This is a genomic window from Pseudomonas sp. GL-RE-26 (assembly GCF_019956275.1).
GTDB classification, from domain to species: Bacteria; Pseudomonadota; Gammaproteobacteria; order Pseudomonadales; family Pseudomonadaceae; genus Aquipseudomonas; species Aquipseudomonas grandcourensis.
Map to the genome: position 1 here is coordinate 105,498 of NZ_JAHBDI010000009.1, position 26,131 is coordinate 131,628.

The window sequence follows — 26,131 nt, forward strand, 5'->3', positions numbered from 1 at the left end:
CAGGTTCGAAAACAGCACCGTTACGTTACTTATTTGCCGTCAACGCGTCCATCGTCCAGATAGTCGAACCTGGAGCATGTCGATCTCAGTCATTCATCCCGTCATCGATCGCGATGCCCTGGGCACGCATGGCCTTGATCAACTCGCTACGGGTGCCGGGCAGGTTGAGCATGGTCTTGGCGCGCAACGCCGTGACTTCTTCGGCGGTGTAGGGCTGATAGTCGACCGGCAGGCTATTGCCAGCCATGCCGTCTTCACGCATCAGCCAGTTGAGCAAGTCCGCCAGTTGCGCGTTGTTCAGCGCCGACTGCGACATGCCCGGCACCCGCACGAGGAATTCGCGGCCGCCCGGGACTTTCAGGAAATTGCCGACAAAGCCTTTCATCCGTGGCGTGTCGTTGGCGGCGGAACCGCTGCCGTCGCCCAGGTGGCAACCGGCGCATTGCAGCTGGTAGTTCACGCCGACGCTGTAACCGGCCTGAGCAATCGGGGTTTGCAGTGATTCATTGCCCGGCGCGTGATGCTGGTTCGGGGTGGGAATGGCCCGGGCATAGGCGAGCGGGGCGCCAAGGGCGCAGATGAGACCGAGGAGTAGCAACTTGCGCATGACTGAGCACCTTTTGCTTGTTGCGGGCGAAAGTTAAAAAACAACCGGACAAAATAAAAAAGCCGCCGATTGCGCGAACAACCGGCGGAAAGCGCGTTTTTAAACGGCGACGCCGCGGATGACCGAAACGGTGCAGTGATAGATGTGCGATTTGGCGGCCAGGCACCAGTTCACATCGTTGTTGTTGAACGGGCGGTAGGCCGGTTCTTCACTGTCGTTACGGGTGCAGGCGCACTGGGCGCAGCTTTGCTTACCGCAGCAGTCGTTGTACGAAATGATGTAGTCCTTGCCGTCGGCCGGGTTGCGGCAGGTGCCGATCCAGGTCACTTGCGAGGCTTCGGTGCCCGGTGGGCAGGACGTCACCGACCCGCCGCAGCAGCTGCACAGAAAACCGTCGATGGAGCAGTAGCGCCAGTAGTCGCAGCTGTTCGGATCACCTGGGTCGCCGGCCTGTGCAGGCTCCGCGGCCAGGGCCTTGCTGGTGCGATCCAGCGGCAACAGCAGGGGCAGGGCGGCACCGGCCACCATCAGCGAACCCATGCGTGCCAGCAGTTTGCGGCGCGACGTGGTGTCGGCGACACGGCGGGACGAACGCTCAAACAACAGATCCAGCAGTTTCATAAAGGTCTCCCTGCCTTATCAGTGGCTATGGCCGTGGCTGTGGTCGTGATCGTGGGTGTGCGGTTGGGCATTGAGGTACTGCTGCAGCGTGGCGTGCTTCAAATGCTCGACTTCGAACAGGCTGTCCAGGTGCTCGCGGGAGTTGACCAGGCCTTTGGCGCGCAGGGTGCCGGCCTTGTCGATCAGCGCGGCGTACGGCAGCTTGCCGATCTGGTAGGTCATGCCCACTTCCGGGCCGACCACGTAGGTGGCGTCTTCGAGTTTGTGTTCGCGGATCAGCGCTTGCTGGGCGTCCATGTCGCCATCGCTGACGAACACCACGTCGAGGTTACCGGCCTGTTCCTTGGCGATGGATTTGATCGCCGGCAGCAACGACTTGCAGATCGGGCAGGTCGGCGAGAGGAAGAACAGCAGTTGCGATTTCTCGCCGGCATAACCGAAGTTCACCGGACGACCGTGACGGTCGCTGGCGGTGACTTGCGGCGCGGGTTCATTGACCGCCACGCCTTTGTCGACCATCAACGCGCCGGCCGGCGCCAGGCGACCGTGCAGCACGCCAATCTGCCGCACCAGGCCCATGACGACAAACGCCACAGCCACCAGCAGCACCCAGAGCAGAACGTTGGAAACAATCAAGCCTTCCATTTCGATTACCTACCAATCAATTTGAGCAGAAGAGGGGAATTCGCCAGCAAGCCATCGGCCGCGGCGTAGATGAGCAGCGCGACCGCAGCGGCGGCCAGGGTCACGAAGCCATCGAACAGGTTCAGGTCGCGGGCAACCGGCGCCACGCTGGCGACCAGCGCCAGAGCCACCAGTGCGCTGTTGCGCAGCAGCAGTATCGGGCGCAGTGGCTGCGCCTGGTCGGGACCGGCGCAACCGCAATCGATGTCCGCACGACCGCGCCACAGGTTGATGCCGATGGCGGCGGCGTACAGCGCCAACAGGCTGGCGGCGCTCAACGAGGCATAACCACGGCTGACCGGCACCAGCAGGGCAAAGGCGATGGCCAGTTCCAGCAACGGCACCAACCGTGCCGTCGGGCGCACCAGCGCCTCGGGCAGCAGTTGATAGTCCGCCAGCTGCCGGGCGAAGCGGGCCGGCGCGCGCAACTTGTGGGTCGCGGCGCTGGCCAGCAACACCGCGATGGCGACGGCGCTGGCAATGATGAAGATCGGATCTGTGTGCATGGCCGAACCTCTTAGTAGCTCAGGACTTGAGTCGCGGTTTTGGCGACTTTCGGCATGCTGCCGGTGAGCTTGTTGGTCTTCAGATCGAAAATCTGCAAACCGCCTTCCACGTCGGCGCCGAGCAACAGCGGCTTGTCGTCGCCAGTGGCCTGCATGCTCCACACCGGAACCGGGGCCTCCAGGGTCGCCACTTTCTTGTGGGTCTTGAGGTCAAACGCCCAGATCAGCGGGCTAGGGTCTTCCCACTTCATCGCTTCGTGGGCGTCGTGCATCAGCACGTACAAGCGGTCCAGCTTCGGTGCCACGGCCATCAACTGCCAGCCACCCGGCGCCCAACCGGCTTTCTTTTCCTCGTCGGAAACCAGTGACCAGGACGGCAGGACCTTCGGCGCGTCGCCGGCGAAATCCACTGGGTGTACGGTGCCGGTCGTGGTGGTGAAGTAGTAGGTGTCGCCGACGTTGACCGCGCGCTCTACCAGTTTTTCTGCGTTCGGATCAAAGAACGGCGTGCGGCTGCGCGCGGTTTCCTGGCCCTGATCGTTGAGGGTCACCACCTGCAGGCTGCCGTCACCGCACAGCGAGGCGAAGCGGCGGTTGCCGACCGGGTAGTTGAGCACGCAACCGGGGATGGCGATTTCCGTGGCAACGGCCTTGGCCTGGGTATCGACCACGGTCACCGACGTCGACGGGGTGAAGTTGTAGACGTAGACGAACTTGTCGTCGCCGCTCGGCTTGAGCGAGTAACGCTGGGTCAGCGATTCGGCGCGCTTGTTCGGAATCAGTACTTCCCAGGCCGGCGACAGGGTCGAGCTGTCCCAGGCGGTGAGCACGTCGGTGCGGGTGCCACGGGTGCCGCGCGAATACCAGATGTCCGCACTGTAGAGGGTCTTCTTGTCGTGACTGAGGGTCGACGGCGCAGCAAAACCGGTCGGCACCATGCCGAGGATGCGCTTCTGGTCCGGGTCGACCACGGTCACGCGGCCAGCCACGAAGCTGTCGAACTCGACGTCGATGACAAACGCGCGGTGAGCTTCGGGTGGAAACGCCAGAACGGTCTGGCCAATCGTACCGGCGGGCAAGTCCGCGCGGGCACTGTTCAAACCGAGTACAAGCAGGCTCAGGCCTAGCGCTGACTGTACGGAGATCCTGTTTGTTCGCATAAGGGGAACTTCCTGAATTGTTGGTAACGCGGATCGCGGGTGCTTTGGCAGATTTTTACCCTTTGATTCTGCCGTGCCCCGCGATCGGGAGAATTGCCCTGCCTGCCAAGTGTTTGTGTGTCTGTGCCAGTGTCATGAAACTGGCTGCACAAGCTGATAAGGCGGGGGGTTGACTGGAATGAGAGGGAGAAGGATGTAGGCGAATTTGTGGCGAGGGGGCTTGCCCCCGTTCGGTGGCGAAGCCGCCGCAAATTCAGGCGATTCGGTCTGTCTGTAGGATCGTTGGGGGCCGCTTCGCGACCCAGCGGGGGCAAGCCCCCTCGCCACAGGGGTTGTGTAAGGCCACAGGGTTTGTGTAGATCAGGCCACAGGATTTGTGTGCTTCAGGCGAGGGGCAGGGAGAAGCTGAACACCGCGCCGCACGGCTCAAGGTTTTGCGCCCAGATATCGCCACGGTGGCGGCCGATGATGTTCTTGCACAGCGCCAGGCCGATGCCGTTGCCGCTGACCTTGGACGAGAAGAAACCGTCGAACAGCTTCTCTTGCGCCTGAGCCTGGATGCCACGCCCGCAGTCCTCGATGCGCACCAGGGCCACATCGTTCTCGCAGCTGGCATGGATGCGCAGCAAGCGTCGTTCGGCGGGCAGGTCAGCCATTTCTTCAATGGCGTTGAAGGCCAGGTTCAGGATTACCTGGCCGATCAGCACCTTCTCGCAACTCACCCGCAGCGGTTCGGGCGCGGTGACGATTTCCACGCGCACCAGGCTCGGATCGGCCCGCAGGCTGATGAAGTAGCGGGTTTCGCGCAACAGCTCATTGAGGTCGACCAGTTCTTCGGTCTGCTCCAGCTTGACCACGTAATCGCGCACACTCTTGATGATCACCGAGGCGTGCTCAATCTGCCGCACGGCGCTCTGCAAACCCCAGGCGACGCCTTGATCGGTTTCGCCGGCGTTGCCCAGGCGAATCACCGCGCCTTCAATAAAGTTGCGAGTCGCCGCCAATGGCTGGCTCAACTCGTGGGCGATGGCCACGGCCATTTCACCCATGGCGTTGTAGCGCGCCAGGTATTCGATTTTCTGCTCGCTGACCCGCCGCGCCTCTTCGGCCAGCACTTGCTCGGTGACGTCGCGGAACAACAGCAGATGGCCGACCAGATCGTCCTCGATCTCGATGTAGCGGCAGGTTGCGTCATGCCAGCGCCACTCGCCATCGCGGCGCTGCACCCTGTAATGCACGTTGAACGGCGCGTGCTTCGGTCGCTCATGGGCAAGCTGTTGCAGCAGGCGCTGGCCGGATGCGTCGTCGCACCAGGCCAGGAAGTTCTTGCCCATCAGCTTGTGCACTTCGCTGTTGAGCAGGTGCGCGCCGGAGTCACTGATAAAAACGATATCGCCCTCGGGGCCGAGCACCGCCACGCCTTCGGCCAGGTCCTGCATGAACGCCGTGAGTCGGCTTTCGAACCGCTTGAGGTCGCGCTTGACCTTGTCCTCCTTGGAAATGTCGCGGAACTGCACCATCAACACATCGCGACCGTCCAGGTGCACCAGGGTCGCCACCGCCTCGGACAGAATCTCCACCCCTTGCTTGGAGCGATAGCACCACTCGATGGCCCGTTGCCCGGTGCGCGCGGCACCTTCCAGCCAGCGCAAACCCACCGAGCGCCGGTACTTCGGTGCGTCGCGGGTCATGTCCGGGGCCTTGAGCGGCGTCAGTTCTTCCAGGGTAAAGCCCAACGCCGCCAGGGCAGCGGCGTTGGCCCAGAGAATTTCCTTGGTGTGCGCGTCATGAAGAATGATGCACAGCGGCATGGCTTCGATCAGCGCATAAAAGTCGTTCGGTTTTGGCTGGTACATCGCACGGCCCCTGGCGGCAGAGATTTGCAGTATGGCGTTTTATACCTGCTCGCACAGCGGGATGCGCTCAGAGGTAACCGGTGGGGGTCTAGGGGTTTTCTTTAGCGAGGGGGCTGCACGCACCAATAGTTGTGCCGGGACGCGGTTTTTACACTGGACCTCAATGCAAGGGCAGCCACACCTCTTCTCGGTGCAGCCCCACTAACAATAATCAAAACGGAGAACTAGCCCATGCTGCGTTCAGCTGTCGCGCAACAAGACCCTATGTCCGCCCCGGTCGTACCAATGGTCGAGAGTCAGCTATTTCAGCAAGTGCTGGATGAGGTTCGCCAGCGTCGCGAAGAATTCGACACTGTTTCCCACGTACCTCGGGACATGATCGAGCGCTTCAAGCAGGTGGGCATCTACCGCGCCGCCACGCCGAAATGCTTCGGCGGCGATGCCCTGGCACCGTCGCTGTTCCTGCAAATGATCGAGCGCATCTCCGAAGCCGATGGCTCGGCGGGCTGGGTGGCCAGCTTCGGCAGCGCCGGCGTCTACCTTGCCGCCTTGCCGCGGGAAACCCTGGCGGAGCTCTACGCCGAAAGCCCTGACCTGGTATTCGCCGGCGGCCTGTTCCCCTTGCAACCGGCCGAGGCCGTGGAAGGCGGCTATCAGGTCAACGGCACCTGGAAATTCGCCAGCGGCTGCAAAGGCGCAGACCTGCTGGGCGTTGGCATCGGCGCCGCCGGCGGCAAGCCGCGCACCGCAGTATTTCGCCCGGAGCAGGTAGACATCGTCGAGAACTGGGAAGTGGTCGGCCTCAAAGGCACCGGCAGCCATGACTTGCGAGTGAGCGATAAACGCGTTGATGAGCGCTGGACGTTTATCCGTGGCGGTGCCGCGACCATCGACGAGCCGCTGTTCCGCTACCCGTCGATCGCCTACGCCGCGCAAGTGCTGGCAGTGGTCAACCTCGGCCTGGCCCGTGCCGCACTTGACGAAATCAGCCGCATGGCTGGCGGCAGCGGCATCACCGGCGCGCCGAAATTGTCCGACCGCGCTTACGTGCGCATCGAGATCGCCAAGGCTGAAGCCAAGCTCAGCGCCGCCCGCGGTTTCTTCTACAACGCCACCGAGCAGGTGTGGAACTCGATCCTGGCCGGCAACCCGGTCACCCCGGAGCAGACCAGCCTGTTGCGCCTGTCGGCCATTCATGTGTCCCAAGCCGGTGCCGAGGTGGTGCAGAGCGCCTACAGCCTGGCCGGCACCACCGCCATTTACCTGCGCCATCCGCTGCAACGCTACCTGCGCGACTCGATGGTGGTGACCCAGCACGCCTTCCTCAGCGAAGGCCTGTACGACGGCGCTGGCTCGGTGTTACTCGGCGTGCCGCCGTTCCCGGGTTACATCTGAACCCTATTGATTTTTCACTTTTTCAAGGATCAACAGCATGTCCCAAGCTACCCAGGAACCGTTGCGCGTCGTCTTCTGCATCGGCATCACCCAGAACTTTTTCGACCTGCCCACCGGCGAAGGCCTGAGCGTGTGGAAAGGCTTCAGCCAGATGATGGGTGACCTCGGCGCCATGCCCGGCATCACCGTGCTCGGCGCGATGGACGACGACCGCCTGATGGTCGGCCCGTCCACCACTTCGCCCTGGACCGTGTACATCATGGCCGACGTCGACTGCCACCAGTCGGTGATCGACGCCTGCAACCTGTTCCGCACCACGCCGGTTGGCCAATACAGCCTGTGGCGCTACGCCAAGATCGAAGCGCGCATCGGTCGCCCGTTGACCATTCCTGATGCGGCCAAGGTGTAAGCCATGAACGAGGCCTTGCTGCAGCGTCTGGCGACGCTCGAAGGGGATCTGGCGAAGCTCGAAGGGGAAAGCGCAGTGCGTCGCCTGATGGCGCACTACATGGACCTGTGCGACGTGCCGCGGGCGGCGATTCATCTGAGCCAGTTGGTGCAATTGTTCACCGAGGATGCGATCTGGGAAGGCCTCGGCACCCAGACCGCACAGACTTTCGGTCAGCACCAGGGGCGTGAGGCGGTGGCCGCGTTTGTCGGCGGTTATCTGCCGCCGTCCGACCACTTCAAGCTGAACCTGCATTACCTCACCAGCGAATCGATTTTGGTCGACGGCAAGGCGGCGCAGGGGCAGTGGATCATGCAGCAGATCTCGACTTACGCCGATGGCCGCAACGAGCTGTTCGGCACGCGCCTGAACATCGATTTCCGTTGCGTCGACGGCGTCTGGCTGATCGCACATTTCCGCACGCAACGGCTGTTCAATACGGAGCTCTTCACCTTGGGAGCGGGCGCATGACTACGTTCATCAGCGAATTCCTTCTCGGTGGTAACGGCAAGCGCGTCGCCATCAAGGACTCCATCGACATCGCCGGCCATCCGACCCGCTCGGGCAGCCGCGCGTTTGCCGATGCTCCGGCGGCGACGAAAAACGCCGAAGTGGTCGATGCGATCCTCGACGCCGGCTGGCAGATCGTCGGCAAGACCAACCTGCATGAACTGGCGTTCGGCGTCACCGGCATCAACGACTGGACCGGTACACCGATCAACCCGCAAGCGCCGGATCGTGTTCCTGGCGGCTCGTCCAGCGGCTCGGCTTCGGCGGTTGCGGCCGGGTTGGTGGACATCGCCATCGGCACCGATACCGGTGGTTCGGTGCGGGTGCCGGCAGCCTGCTGCGGGATTGCCGGTCTCAAGCCGACTTATGGTCGCGTCAGCCGTGTCGGCGCCCATCCGCTGGAATCCAGCCTCGATTGCGTCGGGCCGTTCGCCAAAAGCATGGACGACCTGATCGCCGCGATGCAGGTGATCTGCCCGGGCTTTGCAATTCAAGACTTGCCGGGCGAAGGCGCCAAGGTCGGTTTTCTCGAGGTGGCCTGCGATGCGCACCTGCAAGCCAGCCTGGGTGCCGCCGCGGACCGCGCCGGATGGCGTCGAAGCAACCTGCACCTGAGCGAATTCGAAGCGGCGTTCGCCGCCGGCCTGACCGTGATCAATTTTGAAAACTGGGCGGCGTTCGGTCACCTGACCGGCAAGGGCCTGATCGGCGCCGATGTGGAAACACGTCTGCTGGCAGCCAGCCGCACCACTCGCCAAGACCTGGCCGAGGCCGAAGCCGTGCGCACGGCGTTCACTCAACAAGTGGACGCGGCGCTGGAAGACTTTGCCGTATTGCTGCTGCCGACAATGCCGACCCTGCCGCCGACCCTCAGCGAAGCCCGCGCCGGCAGCAAGGCCGTGGCCGGCATGACTCCGCTGGTTCGGCCTTTCAACCTCAGCGGCCACCCGGCCCTGACGGTGCCGGTGGAACTCGACTGCGGCGGGCTGAAGGTTGGCCTGCAAATCGTCGGTCGTAAAGGTCAGGACGAACTGGTCTGCGCCTTCGGCGCGCAACTGCAACAGAGCATGGCCGCCGAGCGGCCTGGCTCTAAAACAAAATCATAAAAAGAAGCCATGAGGAGAACCGCATGAGCACTCATGAATATCAGCTGATCGCAACGTCGAAAAGCCCCGAAGACCTGGTCCAGCACGACCGCGTCGATGTCTCGCTGTACAACGACCCGGCGCTGTTCGAAGCCGAGCTGGACAAGATTTTCTACCGCACCTGGGTGTGGGTTGCCCACGAAAGCGAAGTGCGCAACAGCGGCGACTTCAAGACCGCCACCATTGGCCGTCGCCCGGTGATTGTCGTGCGCGACAAGAAGAACAACATCAACGTGCTGGAAAACCGTTGCCGGCACCGTGGCGCCACCGTGTGCGAGAAGCACAAGGGCAACGCCACCGGTTTCACCTGCCCGTACCACAGCTGGTCCTATGGCCTGGACGGCAAGCTGCGTGCGCTGCCGTATCCGGATGGCTACGAAGGTATCCTGGAGAAATCCGAACTGCCGCTGACCAGCCTGCGCGTCGAACGCTACGCCGGCATGATCTTCGCCAGCTACAACGACGAGATCGAACCGCTGGAAGACTTCCTCGGCGGCGCCAAGCACTGGATGGACCTGTTCATGAAGCAGGGCGCCGGTTACCCGATCAAGACCCAGGGCGAACACAAGTTCAGCTTCAAGGGCAACTGGAAGATCCAGCTGGAAAACACCACCGACGGTTACCACTTCCCGATCGTGCACAAGTCGTTCATGTCGTCGGTGGATGAAGAAACCTCGGAAATGCTCTCGTTCATGACCGACGAACAAGCCGTCACCCACTCCCTGGGCAACGGCCACAGCGTGATGGTGATGGTGCCGGAGCACGTCGATCTCGATCATGACGACGGCACCGAGCAGTTGCAGGAGCGCTTCGCCCATGTGACTGAAGAACTGTCGAAAACCATGCCGGCCGATCAGGTCCGTCGCATCGTGCGCTCGCTGCACGGCGCCGGTTTCAACCTTAACCTGTTCCCCAACGTGGCGATGTCGATGTCGTTCTTCCGCGTGCTGCGCCCGGTGTCGGTCACCGAAACCGAGATCCGTCACGTTGCCCTCGGCATGGACGGCGGCCCGGAAATCGCCAACCGCGAACGCATGCGCATCCACGAACACTTCCAGGGCCCGTTCGGTTTCGGCAGCCCTGACGATGCCGAGGCCTGGGACCGCGTGCAACGCGGCTCGTATGCCGGCGTCGATGCGCCAATCCTGGTCAACCGCGGCCTGAACCGCGAAATCACCGCTGAAAACGGCGACAAGGTCAGCCACGCCACCGACGAAGGCGGCATGCGCGGTGCCTACGACATGTGGAAAAGGATGATGAGCCAATGAGCAATCACGACACCCTGAATGGTTTTTCCGGCCCGTTGGCCCAGGCCATCGAATTCATCTGGCGCGAAGCCGAACTGCTCGACCACAAGAACTACGCCGAATGGGCGACCCTGTGGAGCGAAAGCGGCAAGTACATCGTGCCGATCGACCCGGACACCGAAGATTTCGAAGCGACCCTGAACTACGCCTACGACGATGCGCGCATGCGTGACCTGCGCATCGAACGCCTGACCGCCGGCTACTCGCCGTCGGCGGTGGACGCGGCGAAAACCATCCGCACGATCTCGCGTTTCCGTCTGGTGGAAGCGGCCGGCGACATCGTCGAAGTCAACTCGGCGCAACTGCTGTACGCCTACAAGCGCGGTGTGCACACGCCGTTTGTGGCTGACCTGAACCACCGTATCCGCTTCACCGATGGCGTGCCGACCCTGGAGCGCAAAGTGGTGCGCCTGATCAACTCCACCGACAGCCTGAGCGCGCTCGGCTTCCTTTTGTGAGGGTAACATCATGAGTCGAGTAGCCCTTGTAACGGGTGCCTCGCGCGGACTGGGCGAGTGCATCGCCCGTCGTCTGCATGCGGCGGGTTATCGCGTCGGCCTGGCCGATGTGCGCCTCAATGGCGTGCGGCATCTGGCCGCCGATCTGGATGGCAGCGGCTCCACGGCCGTCGCCATCGAGCTGGATGTACGCAGCAAGGCCGACTTCCAGCGTGCCCGCGACCTGCTCGCCGCGCACTGGGGCGGCACTGACATTCTGGTGAACAACGCTGGCGTGTCGAAAGTCGCGGCGCTGATGGACATCACGCCGGAAGAATTCGACGAGTCGATGGCGATCAACCTGCGCGGCACCTTTGTTGCCTGCCAGGTGTTCGGCGCGCACTTCGCCGAGCGCGGCTTCGGGCGCATCGTCAACATCGCTTCGCTTGCCGGGCAGAACGGCGGCACCGCCACCGGCGCGCACTACGCGGCGGCCAAGGGTGGCGTGGCGACTCTGACCAAGGTCTTCGCCCGTGAACTGGCGCCCCAGGGCGTGACGGTCAACAGCATCTCGCCGGGTCCGCTGGACTTGCCTGTGGTGCGCGAGACCGTGGCTCCGGAGCGACTGGAACAGATCCTCAAGATGATCCCGGCCGGCACCCTCGGTGACCCCGAGTTCATCGCCGACAGCGTGTTGCTGTTGGTCGCCGACAACGCGACCTCCGTGACCGGCGCGTGCCTGGACGTCAACGGCGGTTTGTTCATGCGCTGAGAAAGCAGGGGTGATTTAGAACCTGTGGCGAGGGAGCTTGCTCCCGCTGGGCTGCGAAGCGGCCCCCAAATATTGCTGACACTGAAGAGTTTTGCGACTGCTGCGCAGTCGAGCGGGAGCAAGCTCCCTCGCCACAGGGTGGTGCCTGGCTCAAGACTGTTAGCTGTCCGAATTAACCGAAATAACCAGTTTTAGGTGATGCAATGATGAAGGTGAAGATCGAAAGGATCGTCGACGAAGCGCTGGATATCCGTTCCTTTCGCCTCGTGCGCAGTGACGGCCAGCCGCTCGACACCTATGAACCGGGTGCCCACGTCGACCTGACCGGGCCGACCGGGGTGACCCGCCAGTATTCGCTGTGCAGCCCGCCACAGGATCGCCGCGCCTACCTGGTGGCGGTGAAGAAAGAAGCGCAGTCGCGCGGCGGTTCGCTGGCGCTGCACGAGCAAGTGGAAGAGGGCATGGAGCTGGAAATGGGTGCGCCGCGCAACCTGTTCCGTCTCGATGAAAGTACCAGCGAACATGTGTTGTTCGCCGCCGGTATCGGTGTCACGCCGCTGCTGAGCATGGCCTACAAATTGGCGGAAAGCGGCCAGCCGTATCGCCTGCACTATTTCGCCCGCTCGGCGCAGTACGCGGCGTTTACCGAGCTGTTGGCTGCGAACTTTGCTGAATCCGTGGAGTTTCACTATGGCGTGGAACCCGCGGATCTCGACGCAGCGTTGAGCGCATGCCTGGAGCGTGCCGGCAGCGCCGCCCACGTCTACACCTGCGGCCCGGCACCCTTCATGAACAAAGTGGTGGAAGTGGCGTCCCGCAGTCGCTCGGACGATGCCATTCACCTGGAACACTTCGCCGCAGACCCGGCCGCCAACAGCGCGCCGGCGGGTACGTTCGAAGTGGAACTGGCCAGTTCCGGCGTGGTGCTGCAAGTGCCGGCCAACACCAGCCTGGTCGATGTGTTGCAGGCCTATGGTTGCGACATCGACACCGAGTGCCGCGAAGGCATTTGCGGTACGTGCATCGTCGAGGTGCTGGACGGCTTGCCGGAGCACCGCGACAACTGTCTGTCGAACAAGGAAAAGGCGTCCAACAAGCAGATTTGCGCCTGTGTATCACGGGCGCTTTCCGCTCGTCTGGTATTGGACCTTTAACTGAAAGTCGACTGGAAAGCTTGGGCCGGAGCCTGTTGAATGGGCGCCCGGCGGCCGTCGAGGGAGGCGATGGCTACAGAAACAACCGTTTTGACGAACCGCTCGATGAAGCGGTCGAAAAATAACAACAAAAACCTGAGGCTTGCGGACATGATTACAGCATCGACGGTGCGCAACGAGGCGTTCGAAAGTTGGTTGAGCCAGGTGAACCAGGCCTGTGGGCGTTTCGATGCCCGGGCGCTGGACACCGATTTCTACGGCGAACTGACGGAATTTCGCAGCGGTGCGATCAACCTCAGTGTGGTCGACATGGCGCACGTGCATTTGTACCGCACCAGCAAGGACGTCAGCACCAGCAGCGACGGCCACTACTACGCGGTGTTCCAGCTGCGTGGCAGCTCGCAACTGGAGCAGGGCGACAACCGCGCGCAACTGGGCTGTGGCGACATCGCCCTGATCGACGCCAGCCGTCCCAGCGACATGATCTACAACGACGATTGCCGACAACTGTCGCTGATTCTTCCGCGCCAGGTGGTTGAGCGCGGTTCGCACTTCAATGCCGTCAACTGCGCCACGCGCATCGCGGCCGGCAGCCCCCTGGCGGCGATGGCCAACAAGCTGGTGCTGGACACCCGCCAGCAGGACGGGCTGGACATGCAGGAAAGCGAGGCCGTGCTCGATGCCCTGGCCAGTTTGTTGCTGCCGGGCATCAGCGCCCGCGACTGCGGTGCAGACGCCCATGAGCGGCAATTTCGCAAGATCATCGCCTTCATCGACGCGCACCTGAGCGACGAAGAACTGTGCCCCGAGCTGATTGCCCGTGAAGTCGGGATTTCCGTGCGCGGCCTGTACCGGATGTTCTCCAAGCGCGGGCTGGTGGTGGCGCAATACATCAAGCACCGCCGCCTGGACTTCTGCGCCGAAAACCTGCGCCGCGCCGATGTCGAGCAGAAGCTTTCGGCGCTGTGTTATGCGTGGGGGTTCTCGGATTCGAGCTACTTCTCGTCGGCGTTCAAATCGCGCTTCGGCGTGTCACCGGGTGCTTATCGCAAGCGGTATAGCCAGATCTGACACCCGCCATTGATGTTGAGTCTGCCGGCCTCATCGCGAGCAGGCTCACTCCTACAGTGGATCTCCAGCGAACACAGAATTTGTGCCTGGCCGGGATCGACCTGTAGGAGCGAGCCTGCTCGCGATGGCGGCCTCATGACTGCCGCAGATCCCTCAGTGCCGCGCCGGCTCATCCACCGGTAAATGCAGCACCTCGCGCACCAGCATGGCGATGCTGCTCACGCCCATCTTCTCCTTGATCTTGGTGCGGTGCACATCAACGGTCTTCACGCTGATGTTCAGTTCCCGGGCAATCACCTTGCTGGCCTTGCCATCGATCACCAGCATCAACACTTCCCGCTCTCGGGTGGTCAGCAGTGCCAGCTTGCCCTGCAGGTTCTGACGCTGCTGCTGATCGGCCTGGGCGTGCACGGCGGTCTTCAGCGCGGCCTGGATGCGGTCGATCATCTGTTGCGGGTTGTAGGGCTTCTCGACGAAATCCAGCGCGCCGTTCTTCATCGCCGTGACCGACATCGGAATGTCGCCATGGGCCGAGACGAAAATGGTCGGCAAGGTGCTGCCGCGCTGGTTGAGGATTTCCTGCAACTGGAAACCGCTGGTTTCCGGCATGCGCACGTCGAGCACCAGGCAGGCGGGCTGCTTGGGGTCGTACTGGCTGAGGAACTCTTCGGCGCCGGCAAAGCACTGCGCCTGCACGCTCACCGACTCCAGCAACCAGGCCAGTGAGGTTCGCAGGTCCTTGTCGTCGTCGACGATATAAACAATCGGTTTACGGATTTCCATCGGGGCTGCCACGAAAGTTTTCTAATTATTGTTTTCGCACGGGAGCGTGCGGCACGCATTGGCTCATCTTTCTGGAGCCAGTATGCAGAATACCCACTGTGGCCGGCCCTTGCGATAAAGAAACCACCTAGTCGACTAGCGGAAACCCAACCCTGCCATGGGGATCGTCAGAATGGTTGTACCGCGCCCGCAGCCTTAGTCTTGTTCCATCACCTACGGGCCGCAAGATAGCGGCCCTCCTGAAGGAAGGGGCATCGACATGGCCGACCTGAGCCAGCAGCAAATCGACTTTCGCAACGCCATGGCGCAGCTGCCTGCCGCGGTGAACATCATCACCACCAACGGCCCCGGCGGTCGTTGCGGCATCACCGCCAGCGCCGTGTGCTCGGTGACCGACTCGCCGCCCACCGTGCTGGTGTGCGTCAACCGCAACAGCGCCACCCACGACGTGTTCCGCACCAACGGCCACCTGTGCGTCAACGTGCTGTGTGGCGAGCAGGAAGAACTGGCCCGTCATTTCGCCGGCATGACCAAGGTGCCGATGGACGAACGCTTCGCCTGGGACCTGTGGGACGACGGCGCCGCCGACGTGCCGGTGCTGCGCGATGCCCTGGTGCAGCTTGAGGGGCGGATCACCGAGTGCAAGGAAGTGGGCTCGCATTCGGTGATGTTCGTGGAACTGACGAAGGTTGGGGTGCGGGAGCCGCGCGACAGCCTGGTGTATTTCAACCGGTTGTTTCATCGCGTTGAGCATGCCGGGGCGCATTGCTGATTGTGGCGAGGGAGCTTGCTCCCGTTGGGCTGCGAAGCGGCCCCAAAAGCTGAATTTGCGATGAGTCAGTCAAACCGCGATTACCTGTTTTACGACTGCTGCGCAGCCGAGCGGGACGGTGCGGCGATCCGACAAGCTCCCTCGCCACAAATGCGTCCGCTCGATATGCGTGTTTAACGGCTGTAGGCGTCACTTCCTGCAAGCTACAACGCCTTGCGTCGTTGCCTACAGGTACGCCAGAATCCGCCGGCTTGTGCGCCCTGGAGGCCATCGGTAACTTGGTCCGCGTCACTGATTCCCAGTGATCGGGTTTAGCAGCCCGTGGTGTTACGAAGCGCATCTGCATTCCAAACAGTCAGGTCTTTTCATGCCTGGACTTCATGGTAGCTGTGCGCAGGGCGTCTTCGGGCGCGCCGGTATCGTACTCCCCGGTCTGCTAACCTGCGCACAGCTGCCACCCATCGTTTAGCAGCGACTCGGTGACGGCTCCATTTTCGGAGTTCGAAACATGTCAAAGGTTACCCCTGATCCACCGGACAACGACGCTTGCCCCAACCCGGCCCTGCACATCATGGCCACCCCGCACCAACCCTCCACGATGTTCACCATCAACCCGCAAATCGACACCGAAACCCTGCTGGCCCACGCCTGCGAATCGCTGGCCTCGGCGAACGTGATGGTCAATGACCTGGCGGGTTTCCTGGAAGGTACGCACCGCAACACCCTGCTGGGCATCGCGCAAGTGATCATGCTGGGGGAGTTGGCGGTGAATCGGGCGCTGGACAGGCTTGATCCGGCGGGATAGCGGCTCTTGAGGCGGAAGGTAATCCTGTGGCGAGGGAGCTTGCTCCCGCTGGGCTGCGAAGCAGCCCCAAAATCAGCCATTGCGGTGCTTCAGAAGTACCGCAATGACCGGGTTTACGACTGCTGCGCAGCCGAGCGGGAGCAAGCTCCCTCGCCACAAAAGCATCGTTACTGCTGCAAATATTCCCGAGCCAACAAACAAGCCCGCTCAATCAACATCGGCGCCATTTCTATCGCCGTCGGCGTGCCCTGGCGGGTGTGAATCCAGCCCAGGTACGTGGTGCCACGCAGCATCAGGAACAGCGCCAGGGTCTTGCGATCCGCCTCGGTCAGCGGTTTGACCGCGTTGTAGCCGTCGAGCAGCGCCGCCTTGATCTGATCAAAGCGCGGGTCATCCAGGCAGAAGTACAAGGCCGTGGCCAACTCGAACATGTGCCAGCCAAACCCGGCATCGTCGAAGTCGATCAGGCGCAGACGCGGGCCTTCGATCAGCAGGTTCTCGGGCACCAGGTCCGCGTGAATCATGCCGAAGTTGCCCAGGTGCCGCCCGTATTGACGCAAGTCCTTGCGCGCCTTGCGCCGGGCCTGTTGCAACAGATCCCGCTGCTCATCGCTGAGCTGCGCAAGCTCCCAGAAACGCCCCCAGAACGGGTTGGCACCGATCAAGCCTTCTTCATCCCAGGCATGCCGGACAAACTCGTCTGGCTGTTGCCAATCCGCCGAGTGCAGATGGATGCGCGCAGCAATCGCACCGGCTTCGTTGAACAGGAAATCGATTTCAGTATCGGCCTGCACCCCGGCCTCGGAAGTGCCAGCGATAGCACCGGGTAGCCAGGCGAGCATGTCGATGTGCCGCGCCTCGCCGATGGCCGGGTGGGTGACTTCGATCAGATGGCTTTCATTTTGCGCACGGATAATCTGCGGCACGGTAATGCCTGCGCCGGCCAGGGCTTCCATCCATTGCAGCTCGGAGCGCAGCGCGGCCTCGCAGTGATAGCCATTGCGATGGATACGCAAGGCCACCCGCTGACCGTCGTGGCGGCGGGCCGAGAACACCGCGTTCTCGCGAAACTTCACCAGTTCGATGTCGGCGAATTCGCCGTCCCACTGTTGCAGGGCATGGCGCGCCAGTTCGTGCAGACGGGTCACTTGCTGGTCATGGCTCAGGGTGTCGAATGCAAGGGTGTGGAATTCAGTCATGGCAAAAGCCTCAAATCGCGCTCAGGGCGCTGTCCAGTGTGTCGACGAACAAGTCAGCGTGGTCGAGGCCGAACACCAGCGGCGGGCGCAGCTTGAGAATGTTGTCGCCGGCGCCGATCTTGCTGATCAGCACGCCGTTCTCGCGCATGTCGTTGACCACCTTGCGCGCCTCCAGTCCGGCCGGCTCCTTGCTGGCGTGGTCGCGCACCAGTTCCATGGCGAAGAACAGGCCCTTGCCGCGCACGTCGCCGATGATCGAGTGTTTGCTCGCCAACACTTGCAGGCGTTGCTGTACATAGGCGCCGACGTTTTGCGCATTCATCAGCAGTTGCTGTTGCTCGATCACATCCAGCACCGCCATGCCCACCGCTGCCGCCACCGGCGAGCCGCCGAAGGTGTTGAAGTACATGGCGTGGCGACCGAAGGATTCGACCAGCGCCTTGTGGGTGATCAACCCGGCCAGGGGATAGCCGTTACCCATCGGTTTGCCGAGGGTGACGATGTCCGGCACCACGCCGTGGGCCTGATGGCCCCACAGGTGATCGCCGGTACGACCGAAACCGGACTGCACTTCATCAGCGATGAACAGGCCACCCGCAGCGCGGATCAGCGCCGCGGCCTTGTTGACGAAGCTGGCTGGAACCCGTGGCAAGCCTTCGTTGGCGAACAGGGTGTCGATCAGCAGCGCGGCGGGGCGAATACCCTGGGCCTGCATCGAGGCAATGGCGGTGGCGATGTTGGCTGCGTATTGCTCGGCCAGTTGCGCCTCGGTGGTGCCGGCCGGTGCCCGGTACAGGCACGGAATCGGCACGGCGCGGGCGTGGGCGGCAAAGGGTTCCGGCGAGGGCAGGGCGGTGGTGACTTCGGCCAGTGACGCCGAGTTACCGTGGTAGTTGTAGTCGCTGACGATGATGCCGGTACCGCCACTGGCGAACCGCGCCAGGCGCAGCGCCAGTTCATTGGCCTCGCTGCCGGTGCAGGTGAACATCGCGGTGTCCAGCGGTTCGGCGAAGGTCGCGGTCAGGCGCTCGGCGTAGCGCACCACTTGTTCATCCAGGTAGCGGGTGTGGATGTTCAGCGTGGTGGCCTGGCGGTGCATGGCCTCGGTCACGTGGGGGTTACAGTGACCGACGCAGGGCACGTTGTTGTAGACGTCGAGGTAGCGGCGGCCATCGACGTCGAACAGCCAGACGCCTTCGCCACGCACCAGATGCAGAGGTTTGTCGTAGAACAGCGGCGAGGCGCTGCCGAGCACGCGATGGCGGCGTTGTAGCAGAGTGTCTTCAGGCATGGTCTGGAACCTCGATGGCGGTGGTGCGACGGTTGCGCAGCAGGTAGTTGAAAATGCACAGGGTGAAGGTCACGGCGAGGGCGATCAGCATCAGCATGTCGAGCTGGAAACAGGCGGCGATCACCACCAGCGTCAGGACCAGGCCCAGCCAGGCAACCAGTTTGCCGCCGACCAGGGTGAACGGCCGTGGCAGGTCCGGTTGGTTGCGTTTGATATGCAGGTACGCGCCGAAGATCAACAGGTAGCAAACGTTGAGCAGCAGCACGACCGCGAGCATCACGGTGGCCGGGTCCACTTCGGACAGCGGCAGGCCGATCATGCCGATCAGCATCAGCGCCGGGTAAGGCGTGCCGCGCTTGCCGGTCTTGCCCAGCCACTGCGGGAACAGGCCATCGCGGGCCATGGCGAACAGTTGACGGGACGCGGCGTACACCAGCGAGAAGAAGGTCGCGATCAGGCCGAACACCGCGCCGCAACCAATCACCTTGGCCAGCCACGAACCCTCACCGAAGGCGCTGTTGCTGGACATCGCTGCGTACAGCGGATCACCCGCCGAACCCACCAGCTCGACACCACCGGCACCCGGTGCGCATACCAGCACCACCAGCGCCGTCACCAGCAGGGTACCGATGGCTGCGAGAATGCCCCGGGGCATTGTGCGGCCGGGGTTGTGCGCTTCCTCGGCTGCCGAACCGGTTTGCTCGACGGTGATGAACAGCCAGATCGCGAACGGCACACAGGCGAAGATGCCGCCGAGGCTGACCGGTGTCGCGACGTTGGCCGGCAATGTCAGCAAATTGGCCAGTTCGACATGGGGCGCCATGGCCACGCCAAACGTGAGCAGGGCGACCACGGCGATCACGCCGGCAATGAACGTCAGGCCCATGGCCTCACCGACACCGCGCATGTGGATGCCGATGATCACCGCGAACAGGGCGATCTTCACCGGCCAGCCACCGAGGCCGAAAATCGATTCGGTGTAGGCGCAGATAAAGGTCGCGGCCGCGCCGGTACCGATGGTCAGCGCCAGTGCGCAAGCCACGCCGACCAGATAACCCACGAACGGCCCGAAGGCACTTTGCGCATAGACGAACACGCCTCCAGCGCTGGGCAGCGCGGTGGACAGCTCCGCCACGCACAACGCCAGGCCGCCGCAGAGCAGGGCCATCAACAACATGGCGATCAACATGTTCAGCCAGCCACCGGCCGCCAGCCCGAAGTTCCAGCCGGAAAACTGCCCGGCCACCACCAACGCAATTCCGAGGCCGGCAATCTTTGGCCAGCCCAGCGCACTTTTCTTGAGCACAGAAATCTCCCGCGACCCGAAGGTCGATTTATTGTTGTTAGTGAGAAATGGAGGGGGTTCAGCGTTGCATTGCAGGGCACCCTGGAGCGGGTATTGCTCCGAGGTCGGCTTCGATACTACGCCCGGGGTGCGCGGCGACATGTTTGCGCGCATGCCATGTGGTTGGTTGTGGGTGCCAGATTTATGTGGGCTGGCGTAGATCTCTGTGGGAGCGAGCCTGCTCGCGATGGCGGAGTGTCAGTCAGCATTGATGCTGGATGTGATGGCCTCTTTGCGGGCAAGCCCGCTCCCACAGGGATCTTTGGTGAACGCAAGATTTGTGTATGGCAAAAATCCAGTGTGGGAGCTTGCTCGCGAAGGTGGTGTATCAGGCACGGCAAATCTCAGATACGAAAGCTCCCCACCAACTGATTCAACTTCCACGTGGGCAACGACAGCGCCGTTGCCCGCGGCCGAGATTAGAAACCGGTGGCGAACACCACCTGGGCGTAGACGTTCTTATCGTTGTTACCCAGTTGGGTACCACCGTCTTCGGCGCTCTTGTCCGGTTGGTAGATGCCCACCAACGGCATCACGGTCAGGTGGTCGTTGACGTGCCATTCGGCGTACAGGTCGACTTCGTGGCCATCGGTGTTGCCCAGGTTGCGGTCGATGGTGTCGTAGTTGAAGTACATCGCGCCGACGTTGAGGTTTTCCAGCGGCGAGACTTTCAGCGTGACGTTCTGGATGCGCGAGTTGCTGTTGAACGGCCCGGCGTAGTTGCCCGCCACTTCACCCTGGAACCAGGTGCCGTAGCCACGGCTGAAACCGTAGAACAGGGGGTCGTAGCCTTCCGAGAAGCGGCTGTAGCGGTAGCTGGCGCTAGGTGTCCAGACCGCGTCGGAGAAGGTCCAGCCGGCTTCCAGGTACCAGGCGTCTTCGCTGGAGGTGTGAGGCTTGTCCTGCTTGGCGTATTCACCGGACAGGAACAGGTTTTTCACCCCGGCGTTGCCCGCCGCACGCAGGCTGTAGGTCTTCATGCCGTCGCGTTCGAGCTGGATCGGCGAGGCGTACTGTTCATCGATATCGGTGGTCTTGATGTAGGTCAGGCCGACCGTACCGGCCTCGGCCACGTGCTCAAGGGTGCCGACGTACATTTCGGTCTTGGCCTGGGCGCGGTTGTCGGATTTGAGCCACATCAGGTCGCTGCGCCAGCCTTCCTTGCCGCCCAGACGCAATACGGCCGTTTCGTCGAAGGCCTTGCGTGCTGCCAGGTAGTAGGCGCCGCCACGGTTGAATTGGCCGTCGGCCAGGCCTTTACCCATGTTCAGCGCGTCACCGTCGATCAGGAAACCGTCGCCAACCACGATGTTCTGGCGGCCGAAAGACAGGTCGACACCATCCTTGCCCAGTGCGCCAAACAGATCGGCCGAACGCCAGCCGAGGTAGGCGTCTTCGAACTTGGTGGTGCGTTCCGAACCGTCGGTGAAACCGGCGGTATCGCCGTCGCCCCAGGTGCCGGAACTGAGCATGTTCCCCGCGCCGTACGCGGTGCCCACACCGCCCAGGCCTTGATCGAAGCTCAAGCCGTATTTGATGTAGCCCTCGCGCCACGATGAGCTGCCTTCATTCAGGCGACCGGACAGGGCGTAGTTTTCCTGGCTGTGGAAAATGCCGAATACGGCTTCGAGGGTAGCGTTCAGGTGGCTGTCGTCATCGGCGTAGAGTTCATAGGCACCGGCATTGCCGGCACTGATCATCAGCGCGAGCGTCGAGAGACGAAGCAAGGGGGACTTGAGCATGGTGTGGCATCCGTTCTTGTTCTTGAGCGCAGGTTTGCGGTCTGTCCGGATACTAAGGCGAGGCTATTGTTTGCCCTTTTCCCTGTTTGCCAATTAGTTGGTTGTGCATGCCAGATTGCCCGGTTTGGCAGCCCGGCCAATACAACTGGCACGCAGGGCAAAACCTGCGTGCCGGCGACCACCGACAATCCCTACCAACCTGCCGAAGCACCGTTGCTTCGGCATTTTTAGTGTTGGCGTTCGCTTGCTGGCGAACGCGTGGATTTTCAAGGTCGTTTTCCTATGTTCACTTCGCTGCGTTTGCCCGTGATCGGTTTGCTGTCCTTCACCCTGGTCCAGGTGGTGTCCGCCGCCGAGTGCGCCCCGGACACGCGCCGTGGTGGCGAGGTGTTTGCCACCGAGTGCAGCGTCTGCCACGCGGTGACCAAGGGCACCACCGGCATGATGGGGCCGAACCTGTTTGGTGTGTATGGGCGAAAATCCGGCTCGCTGGCGGGTTTCAGCTACTCCCAGGCGATGCGCGACAAAGACGTCGACTGGCTGGCCGAGAACATCACGCAACTGATCACCCAGCCTCAGGCCTTCGTGCCGGGCACCTACATGCCCTACATGGGCCTGGCTTCCGCCGACGACCGCCAGTCGGTCGCGTGCTTCCTCAAAGAACAACACTGATCAGGCCGGATTGGCGCCTGAACAACTCGTCTGAATGAAAGGTGAATTATGAGCAACGTTGAAATCCTGCCCCAGGTTGCTGCATTCCTCGAACGTCGCCACGGCTGCTTCATCGATGGCCAGTGGGTGCTTGCCGAGGGCGACAGCAACGCCGTGGTCAACCCGGCCACCGGGCAAACCCTGTGCGAAACCCTGGATGCGCCGCTGGAACTCGTCGAGCGCGCCGTGCAGTCGTCCCACAAGGCGTTCAAGTCCGGCGTGTGGTCGAGCCTGCGCCCGGCGGACCGTGAACGCATCCTGTTGAACTTCACCCGCGTGGTCGAAGAACACGCCGAAGAACTGGCCCAGTTGGAAACCCTGAGCCAGGGCAAGTCGATCAACATGGCCCGCGCGCTGGACCTCAACGCCACCGTGGAATTCATGCGCTACATGTCCGGCTGGGCGACCAAGATCGAAGGCCAGACCTTCGATGTGTCGATCCCGCTGCCACCGGGCGCCAAGTTCACCGCGTTCACCAAACGCGAGCCGGTGGGCGTGGTGGTCGGTATCGTGCCGTGGAACTTTCCGCTGCTGATCGCCGCCTGGAAGCTGATGCCGGCCCTGGCCACCGGTTGCACGGTGATCATCAAGCCAGCCATGGAAACCCCGCTGACTGCCATGCGCCTGGCTGAATTGGCGCTGGAAGCCGGCATCCCGGCCGGAGTATTCAACGTGGTCACCGGTGGCGGCGCCTCCGTTGGCGGCGTGTTGACCTCGCATCCTCTGGTGAGCAAAGTGTCGTTCACCGGTTCCACCGCCGTGGGCAAGAGCGTCGGCGTGGCGTGCATGGAAAACATGACGCGCTTCTCCCTGGAACTGGGCGGCAAAAATCCGATGATCGTGCTCGCCGATGCCGACATCGAAAAAGCCGTGCAAGGCGCGATCCTCGGTGGCTTGCTGAACAACGGCCAGGTCTGCGCCGCGGCTTCGCGCTTCTACGTGCACCGTTCGATCCACGACCAATTCGTCGAAGCCCTGGCCGCCGTCGTCTCCTCGATGCCGATTGGCGCTGGCATGAATTGCGACGCGGCCATCAACCCGCTGGTGTCGCGCAAGCAACAACAAAGCGTGCTCAAGCACATCGAACTGGCCCGCCAGCAAGGTGCACGGGTGGTGACTGGCGGCGAGTTGCTGCAAGGCGACGGCTTCTTCGTGCAGCCAACCATTCTGGCGGACATCGACCACAGCATGGCCGTGGCCCGCGAAGAAGTGTTCGGTCCGGTGCTGGGCGTGATGCCGTTCGACGACGAAGACGCCGTGATCGAACTGGCCAACGACAACCGCTACGGCCTGGCCGCCAGCCTGTGGACCAACGACCTGGGCAAAGCCATGAACCTGGTGCCGCGCATCGAAGCCGGTACGGTCTGGGTCAACGCCCACGTGCTGCTCGACCCGGCGATGCCGTTCGGTGGCGTCAAGCAATCGGGCATAGGCCGCGAGTTTGGCCGAGCGGTGATCGAGGCTTACACCGAGCTCAAGTCGGTGTGCATCGCCCATTGATCCAGCGACCGCCTGCCGTGTGATTGAGCATCACGCGGCAGGCGGTTTCGCCAGTACAATTCCAGCGGCACCCAGCCGTTTGAGAATCTCGAAGAGCAGCTCGCTTTTGATCGCGCCGACCGTGCGTGGGCTGCCGACATAACCGGTGATGGTCAATGTGATGCCTTCCGGTTTCAGCTGACTGAAGCGCAAAAACGGTACTGGTTTATCCAGAATGGATTCATGCTCGGTGTAGGCGTCCATCAGCAGGTTTTGCACCAGCTCCGGATCGATATCCAGCGGGAACATCAGTTCGAGTATCACCACGCCCTGGGCGCTGCCGCCGAGGGTGACGTTGCGCAGGTTCTGCGAAATCAGGTGGGAGTTGGGCACGATCATGATCGAGCGGTCGGCCAGTTGTATTTCCGTGGCCCGCACGTTGATCCGTCGTATATCGCCTTCGACGCCGCTGATGCTGATCAGGTCGCCGACCTTCACCGGACGCTCGGTGAGCAGGATCAGGCCGGAGATGAAATTCTTCACGATCTCCTGAAGGCCAAAGCCGATACCCACTGACAATGCACTGACGATCCACGCCAGGTTGGTCCACTTGATCCCCAGCGACGACAGCGTGAGCAGCACCACGGACGCGTAACCGATGTTGGCAAACAGGGTGCTGAGCGAGGCGCACATGCCCGGGTCCATCTCGGTTTTGGGCAGGAACTCGTTATCCAGCCAGCGTCGAAAGGAGCGAATCAGGTAGATGCCGATCACCAGGGCGAGGACGGCATTGAGCAGGTTGTCCGGGACGATGTTGAGTTTGCGCAGCCCTTCGCCGCCGAGTACGGCCACGGTGCCGGTGACCAGTTGCCCGAGCGTCGTCCCCACGCCGCCGACAAACAGGGCAATGACGCCGATCAGCATCAGGATGGCGCGGCCAGCCCCGGACATGACGGTGCAGATCTGCTCCAGGCGTGGATTGCCGATGCCCAGCAGTTGTTTGATTACTTTGCCGGTGGGTTGCCGGGGCGAAAAAACGTAGTCGCAGGTGTCCTGGTAGACCTGTGTGAGCAGGTAGAAACCGGCGCAGATGATGAATATCCAGACCATTTCATAGGTGATGAACCGGGCCATCGTCACGTAGCCGATCAACAGGGCGAACAGTGACACCACCACGGCAACGCCGGTGAAGGTGTAAATCAGACCGGCGAAGGTGGTGACGCCTTCGGGGGCTTCGCCGGCAACGATCAGGTCTCTGCGCGTCTTGCTGACACGCAACAACAGCGCACCGATCACCAGTGCCGCGACCAATGCCACGATGCCCCGACCGAACAACACCACTTCGGCGCTCATGCCGGTGACATTGCTCATCTGTACCAGGGTTACCAGCACCAGCAGCAGGCTGGCCAGCAACTGCGGATAAGGCTCCATCGCCAGCGCTACCGGATCGGCAATATCGGGCAGGCGCCATGAAGGATGTTTGGTGGACAACAACGCGCGACTCAGCCCGGTGATCAGTACGCAGGTATAGGCCAGCTTCTCCAGATACTGCGCCAGGTCGTCCAGCAGGGGGGGGTAGGGCAGTTGCCGGGTCCCGGCAAAATGCAGCAATTGCAGGGCGATGCCGGCAGTCAGCAGCGTCGCCATCACCGACGCCAGCGCAAGGGAGCTGCGCCGCAGCCGGCCTGCTGGCATTCGATGAAAGCACAGCCACGCTAGGCCCCGGCCGGCGAGGTTTCGACCTACGGTCCAAATGACCAGGGCCAGCAAGAGCAGGGCGGCCGTGATCCCGCGTTGTCCGGGTTGCCAGGCGGCCCGGTGCGTGGCCTTGAGTTGCTCGATGAGGGCGCTGAAACGTTGACGGTCCTCAATCGGAAGCGCGAACAATGGCGACCAGAAACTCGGGCTCAGGATGCTGCTGGTCTGCTGGGTCACTTCCGCTTCCAGCAGGCTGCGCCGAATGCTGGCAATCTGGGTGATCAGCTCGGCGGCACTTATTTTAAGCGCGGCCAGGGTTTTGAGTTGACTGTCGATCTTGTCTTTTTGCTCGCCGAGGGCATCTCGTTGGGAGGTAATGGCAGTCGTCACCTGTGCGTTCTCGTCAAGCGGCACTGGCCCCAGCACGTTGAGTTGCGCCTGCAATTGCGCCTGTCCAGGCAGCAGCGATGTGGACAGGCGTTCAATCTCCTGAATCAGTACTTGCACCTGGCCCTGTGAGCTTTCCAGTTGGGTGTAATTGGTGGCCAGGGAAACCTGCTGCTTGAGGCTGTTGAGCTGGCTTTGCACCCCCAGCAATTCGCTGTCGGAGATGCTGATGATCGGGGCTGCGGG

At 62.4% G+C, this 26,131-nt stretch carries 26 protein-coding genes; 13 read left to right on the plus strand and 13 right to left on the minus strand.

Annotated features, from left to right (window positions below):
* Window positions 1–85: 85 nt before the first annotated feature.
* From KGB07_RS06765 to KGB07_RS06790, 6 genes are all read right to left on the minus strand, one after another.
* Window positions 86–607, minus strand: coding sequence for a cytochrome C (locus tag KGB07_RS06765; protein WP_223464988.1), 522 nt, complete (start codon window positions 605–607; stop codon window positions 86–88).
* A gap of 99 nt (window positions 608–706) precedes the next feature.
* Window positions 707–1,228 carry a methylamine dehydrogenase light chain gene (locus KGB07_RS06770; RefSeq protein ID WP_008050506.1) on the minus strand — a complete coding sequence of 174 codons (522 nt, stop codon included), beginning with the start codon at window positions 1,226–1,228 and terminating at the stop codon, window positions 707–709.
* A gap of 18 nt (window positions 1,229–1,246) precedes the next feature.
* Window positions 1,247–1,873 carry a methylamine dehydrogenase accessory protein MauD gene (mauD, locus tag KGB07_RS06775; protein ID WP_223464989.1) on the minus strand — a complete coding sequence of 209 codons (627 nt, stop codon included), beginning with the start codon at window positions 1,871–1,873 and terminating at the stop codon, window positions 1,247–1,249.
* Window positions 1,874–1,878: 5 nt separating this feature from the next.
* A complete protein-coding gene (locus KGB07_RS06780; RefSeq protein WP_223464990.1) occupies window positions 1,879–2,418 on the minus strand; it encodes a MauE/DoxX family redox-associated membrane protein in 540 nt (179 codons plus the stop codon).
* Window positions 2,419–2,429: 11 nt separating this feature from the next.
* Window positions 2,430–3,578 carry an amine dehydrogenase large subunit gene (locus tag KGB07_RS06785; protein WP_046040352.1) on the minus strand — a complete coding sequence of 383 codons (1,149 nt, stop codon included), beginning with the start codon at window positions 3,576–3,578 and terminating at the stop codon, window positions 2,430–2,432.
* 383 nt (window positions 3,579–3,961) lie between these two features.
* The gene (locus KGB07_RS06790) at window positions 3,962–5,434 is read right to left on the minus strand and encodes an ATP-binding protein (protein WP_223464992.1); all 1,473 of its coding nucleotides are present in this window, start codon (window positions 5,432–5,434) and stop codon (window positions 3,962–3,964) included.
* 231 nt (window positions 5,435–5,665) lie between these two features.
* Here KGB07_RS06790 and KGB07_RS06795 point away from each other — a divergent pair, with 231 nt between their 5' ends.
* From KGB07_RS06795 to KGB07_RS06830, 8 genes are all read left to right on the plus strand, one after another.
* On the plus strand, window positions 5,666–6,829 hold the full coding sequence (locus tag KGB07_RS06795; protein ID WP_223464994.1) for an acyl-CoA dehydrogenase family protein: 1,164 nt from the start codon (window positions 5,666–5,668) through the stop codon (window positions 6,827–6,829).
* A 37-nt stretch (window positions 6,830–6,866) separates the two neighbouring features.
* Entirely contained in the window at window positions 6,867–7,238 is a 372-nt protein-coding gene (locus KGB07_RS06800) for a hypothetical protein (protein ID WP_046040355.1), read from the plus strand.
* 3 nt (window positions 7,239–7,241) lie between these two features.
* Window positions 7,242–7,748 carry a nuclear transport factor 2 family protein gene (locus tag KGB07_RS06805; protein ID WP_223464995.1) on the plus strand — a complete coding sequence of 169 codons (507 nt, stop codon included), beginning with the start codon at window positions 7,242–7,244 and terminating at the stop codon, window positions 7,746–7,748.
* A complete protein-coding gene (locus KGB07_RS06810) occupies window positions 7,745–8,893 on the plus strand; it encodes an amidase (RefSeq protein WP_223464996.1) in 1,149 nt (382 codons plus the stop codon). The genes KGB07_RS06805 and KGB07_RS06810 overlap by 4 nt, the downstream gene beginning before the upstream one ends.
* Before the next feature lie 23 nt (window positions 8,894–8,916).
* Window positions 8,917–10,200 carry an aromatic ring-hydroxylating oxygenase subunit alpha gene (locus tag KGB07_RS06815; protein WP_046040359.1) on the plus strand — a complete coding sequence of 428 codons (1,284 nt, stop codon included), beginning with the start codon at window positions 8,917–8,919 and terminating at the stop codon, window positions 10,198–10,200.
* On the plus strand, window positions 10,197–10,697 hold the full coding sequence (locus tag KGB07_RS06820) for an aromatic-ring-hydroxylating dioxygenase subunit beta (RefSeq protein WP_046040360.1): 501 nt from the start codon (window positions 10,197–10,199) through the stop codon (window positions 10,695–10,697). The genes KGB07_RS06815 and KGB07_RS06820 overlap by 4 nt, the downstream gene beginning before the upstream one ends.
* Before the next feature lie 10 nt (window positions 10,698–10,707).
* Window positions 10,708–11,448, plus strand: a complete 741-nt coding sequence (locus tag KGB07_RS06825) for an SDR family NAD(P)-dependent oxidoreductase (protein WP_223464997.1) — start codon at window positions 10,708–10,710, stop codon at window positions 11,446–11,448.
* A 203-nt stretch (window positions 11,449–11,651) separates the two neighbouring features.
* On the plus strand, window positions 11,652–12,602 hold the full coding sequence (locus tag KGB07_RS06830; RefSeq protein ID WP_223464998.1) for a PDR/VanB family oxidoreductase: 951 nt from the start codon (window positions 11,652–11,654) through the stop codon (window positions 12,600–12,602).
* Here KGB07_RS06830 and KGB07_RS06835 read toward each other — a convergent pair.
* Window positions 12,599–12,754 (minus strand): hypothetical protein, encoded by a 156-nt coding sequence (locus tag KGB07_RS06835; RefSeq protein WP_223457861.1) that lies wholly within the window; start codon window positions 12,752–12,754, stop codon window positions 12,599–12,601. The genes KGB07_RS06830 and KGB07_RS06835 overlap by 4 nt on opposite strands.
* Here KGB07_RS06835 and feaR point away from each other — a divergent pair.
* Window positions 12,753–13,673, plus strand: a complete 921-nt coding sequence (gene feaR, locus KGB07_RS06840; RefSeq protein WP_223464999.1) for a transcriptional regulator FeaR — start codon at window positions 12,753–12,755, stop codon at window positions 13,671–13,673. The two genes, KGB07_RS06835 and feaR, sit on opposite strands and share 2 nt — an antisense overlap.
* Before the next feature lie 153 nt (window positions 13,674–13,826).
* Here feaR and KGB07_RS06845 read toward each other — a convergent pair whose 3' ends face one another.
* Window positions 13,827–14,456 carry a response regulator transcription factor gene (locus tag KGB07_RS06845; RefSeq protein WP_046040364.1) on the minus strand — a complete coding sequence of 210 codons (630 nt, stop codon included), beginning with the start codon at window positions 14,454–14,456 and terminating at the stop codon, window positions 13,827–13,829.
* A 259-nt stretch (window positions 14,457–14,715) separates the two neighbouring features.
* Between KGB07_RS06845 and hpaC the strand changes: the two genes are divergently transcribed.
* A complete protein-coding gene (gene hpaC / locus KGB07_RS06850; protein WP_046040366.1) occupies window positions 14,716–15,228 on the plus strand; it encodes a 4-hydroxyphenylacetate 3-monooxygenase, reductase component in 513 nt (170 codons plus the stop codon).
* Window positions 15,229–15,736: 508 nt separating this feature from the next.
* Window positions 15,737–16,033, plus strand: coding sequence for a DUF6124 family protein (locus KGB07_RS06855; RefSeq protein ID WP_223465000.1), 297 nt, complete (start codon window positions 15,737–15,739; stop codon window positions 16,031–16,033).
* Between the two features lie 167 nt (window positions 16,034–16,200).
* Here KGB07_RS06855 and KGB07_RS06860 read toward each other — a convergent pair whose 3' ends face one another.
* The 4 genes from KGB07_RS06860 to KGB07_RS06875 all read right to left on the minus strand — a co-directional run bounded on the left by KGB07_RS06860 (window position 16,201) and on the right by KGB07_RS06875 (window position 21,610).
* Window positions 16,201–17,232, minus strand: a complete 1,032-nt coding sequence (locus KGB07_RS06860) for a phosphotransferase enzyme family protein (protein ID WP_223465002.1) — start codon at window positions 17,230–17,232, stop codon at window positions 16,201–16,203.
* 10 nt (window positions 17,233–17,242) lie between these two features.
* Window positions 17,243–18,523, minus strand: coding sequence for an aspartate aminotransferase family protein (locus KGB07_RS06865; protein WP_046040370.1), 1,281 nt, complete (start codon window positions 18,521–18,523; stop codon window positions 17,243–17,245).
* Window positions 18,516–19,829 (minus strand): amino acid permease, encoded by a 1,314-nt coding sequence (locus tag KGB07_RS06870; protein ID WP_046040371.1) that lies wholly within the window; start codon window positions 19,827–19,829, stop codon window positions 18,516–18,518. The genes KGB07_RS06865 and KGB07_RS06870 overlap by 8 nt, the downstream gene beginning before the upstream one ends.
* 458 nt (window positions 19,830–20,287) lie before the next feature.
* On the minus strand, window positions 20,288–21,610 hold the full coding sequence (locus tag KGB07_RS06875) for an alginate export family protein (protein ID WP_223465003.1): 1,323 nt from the start codon (window positions 21,608–21,610) through the stop codon (window positions 20,288–20,290).
* Window positions 21,611–21,892: 282 nt separating this feature from the next.
* Between KGB07_RS06875 and KGB07_RS06880 the strand changes: the two genes are divergently transcribed.
* Together KGB07_RS06880 and KGB07_RS06885 are read left to right on the plus strand one after the other, a co-directional pair.
* The gene (locus KGB07_RS06880; RefSeq protein WP_223465004.1) at window positions 21,893–22,282 is read left to right on the plus strand and encodes a c-type cytochrome; all 390 of its coding nucleotides are present in this window, start codon (window positions 21,893–21,895) and stop codon (window positions 22,280–22,282) included.
* 48 nt (window positions 22,283–22,330) lie between these two features.
* Window positions 22,331–23,821: an aldehyde dehydrogenase family protein gene (locus KGB07_RS06885; protein ID WP_223465005.1), complete on the plus strand. Its 1,491-nt coding sequence runs from the start codon at window positions 22,331–22,333 to the stop codon at window positions 23,819–23,821.
* Between the two features lie 30 nt (window positions 23,822–23,851).
* Here the strand turns inward: KGB07_RS06885 and KGB07_RS06890 are convergent.
* A partial coding sequence (locus tag KGB07_RS06890; protein WP_223465006.1) for a DUF3772 domain-containing protein occupies window positions 23,852–26,131 on the minus strand: 2,280 nt, incomplete at its 5' end.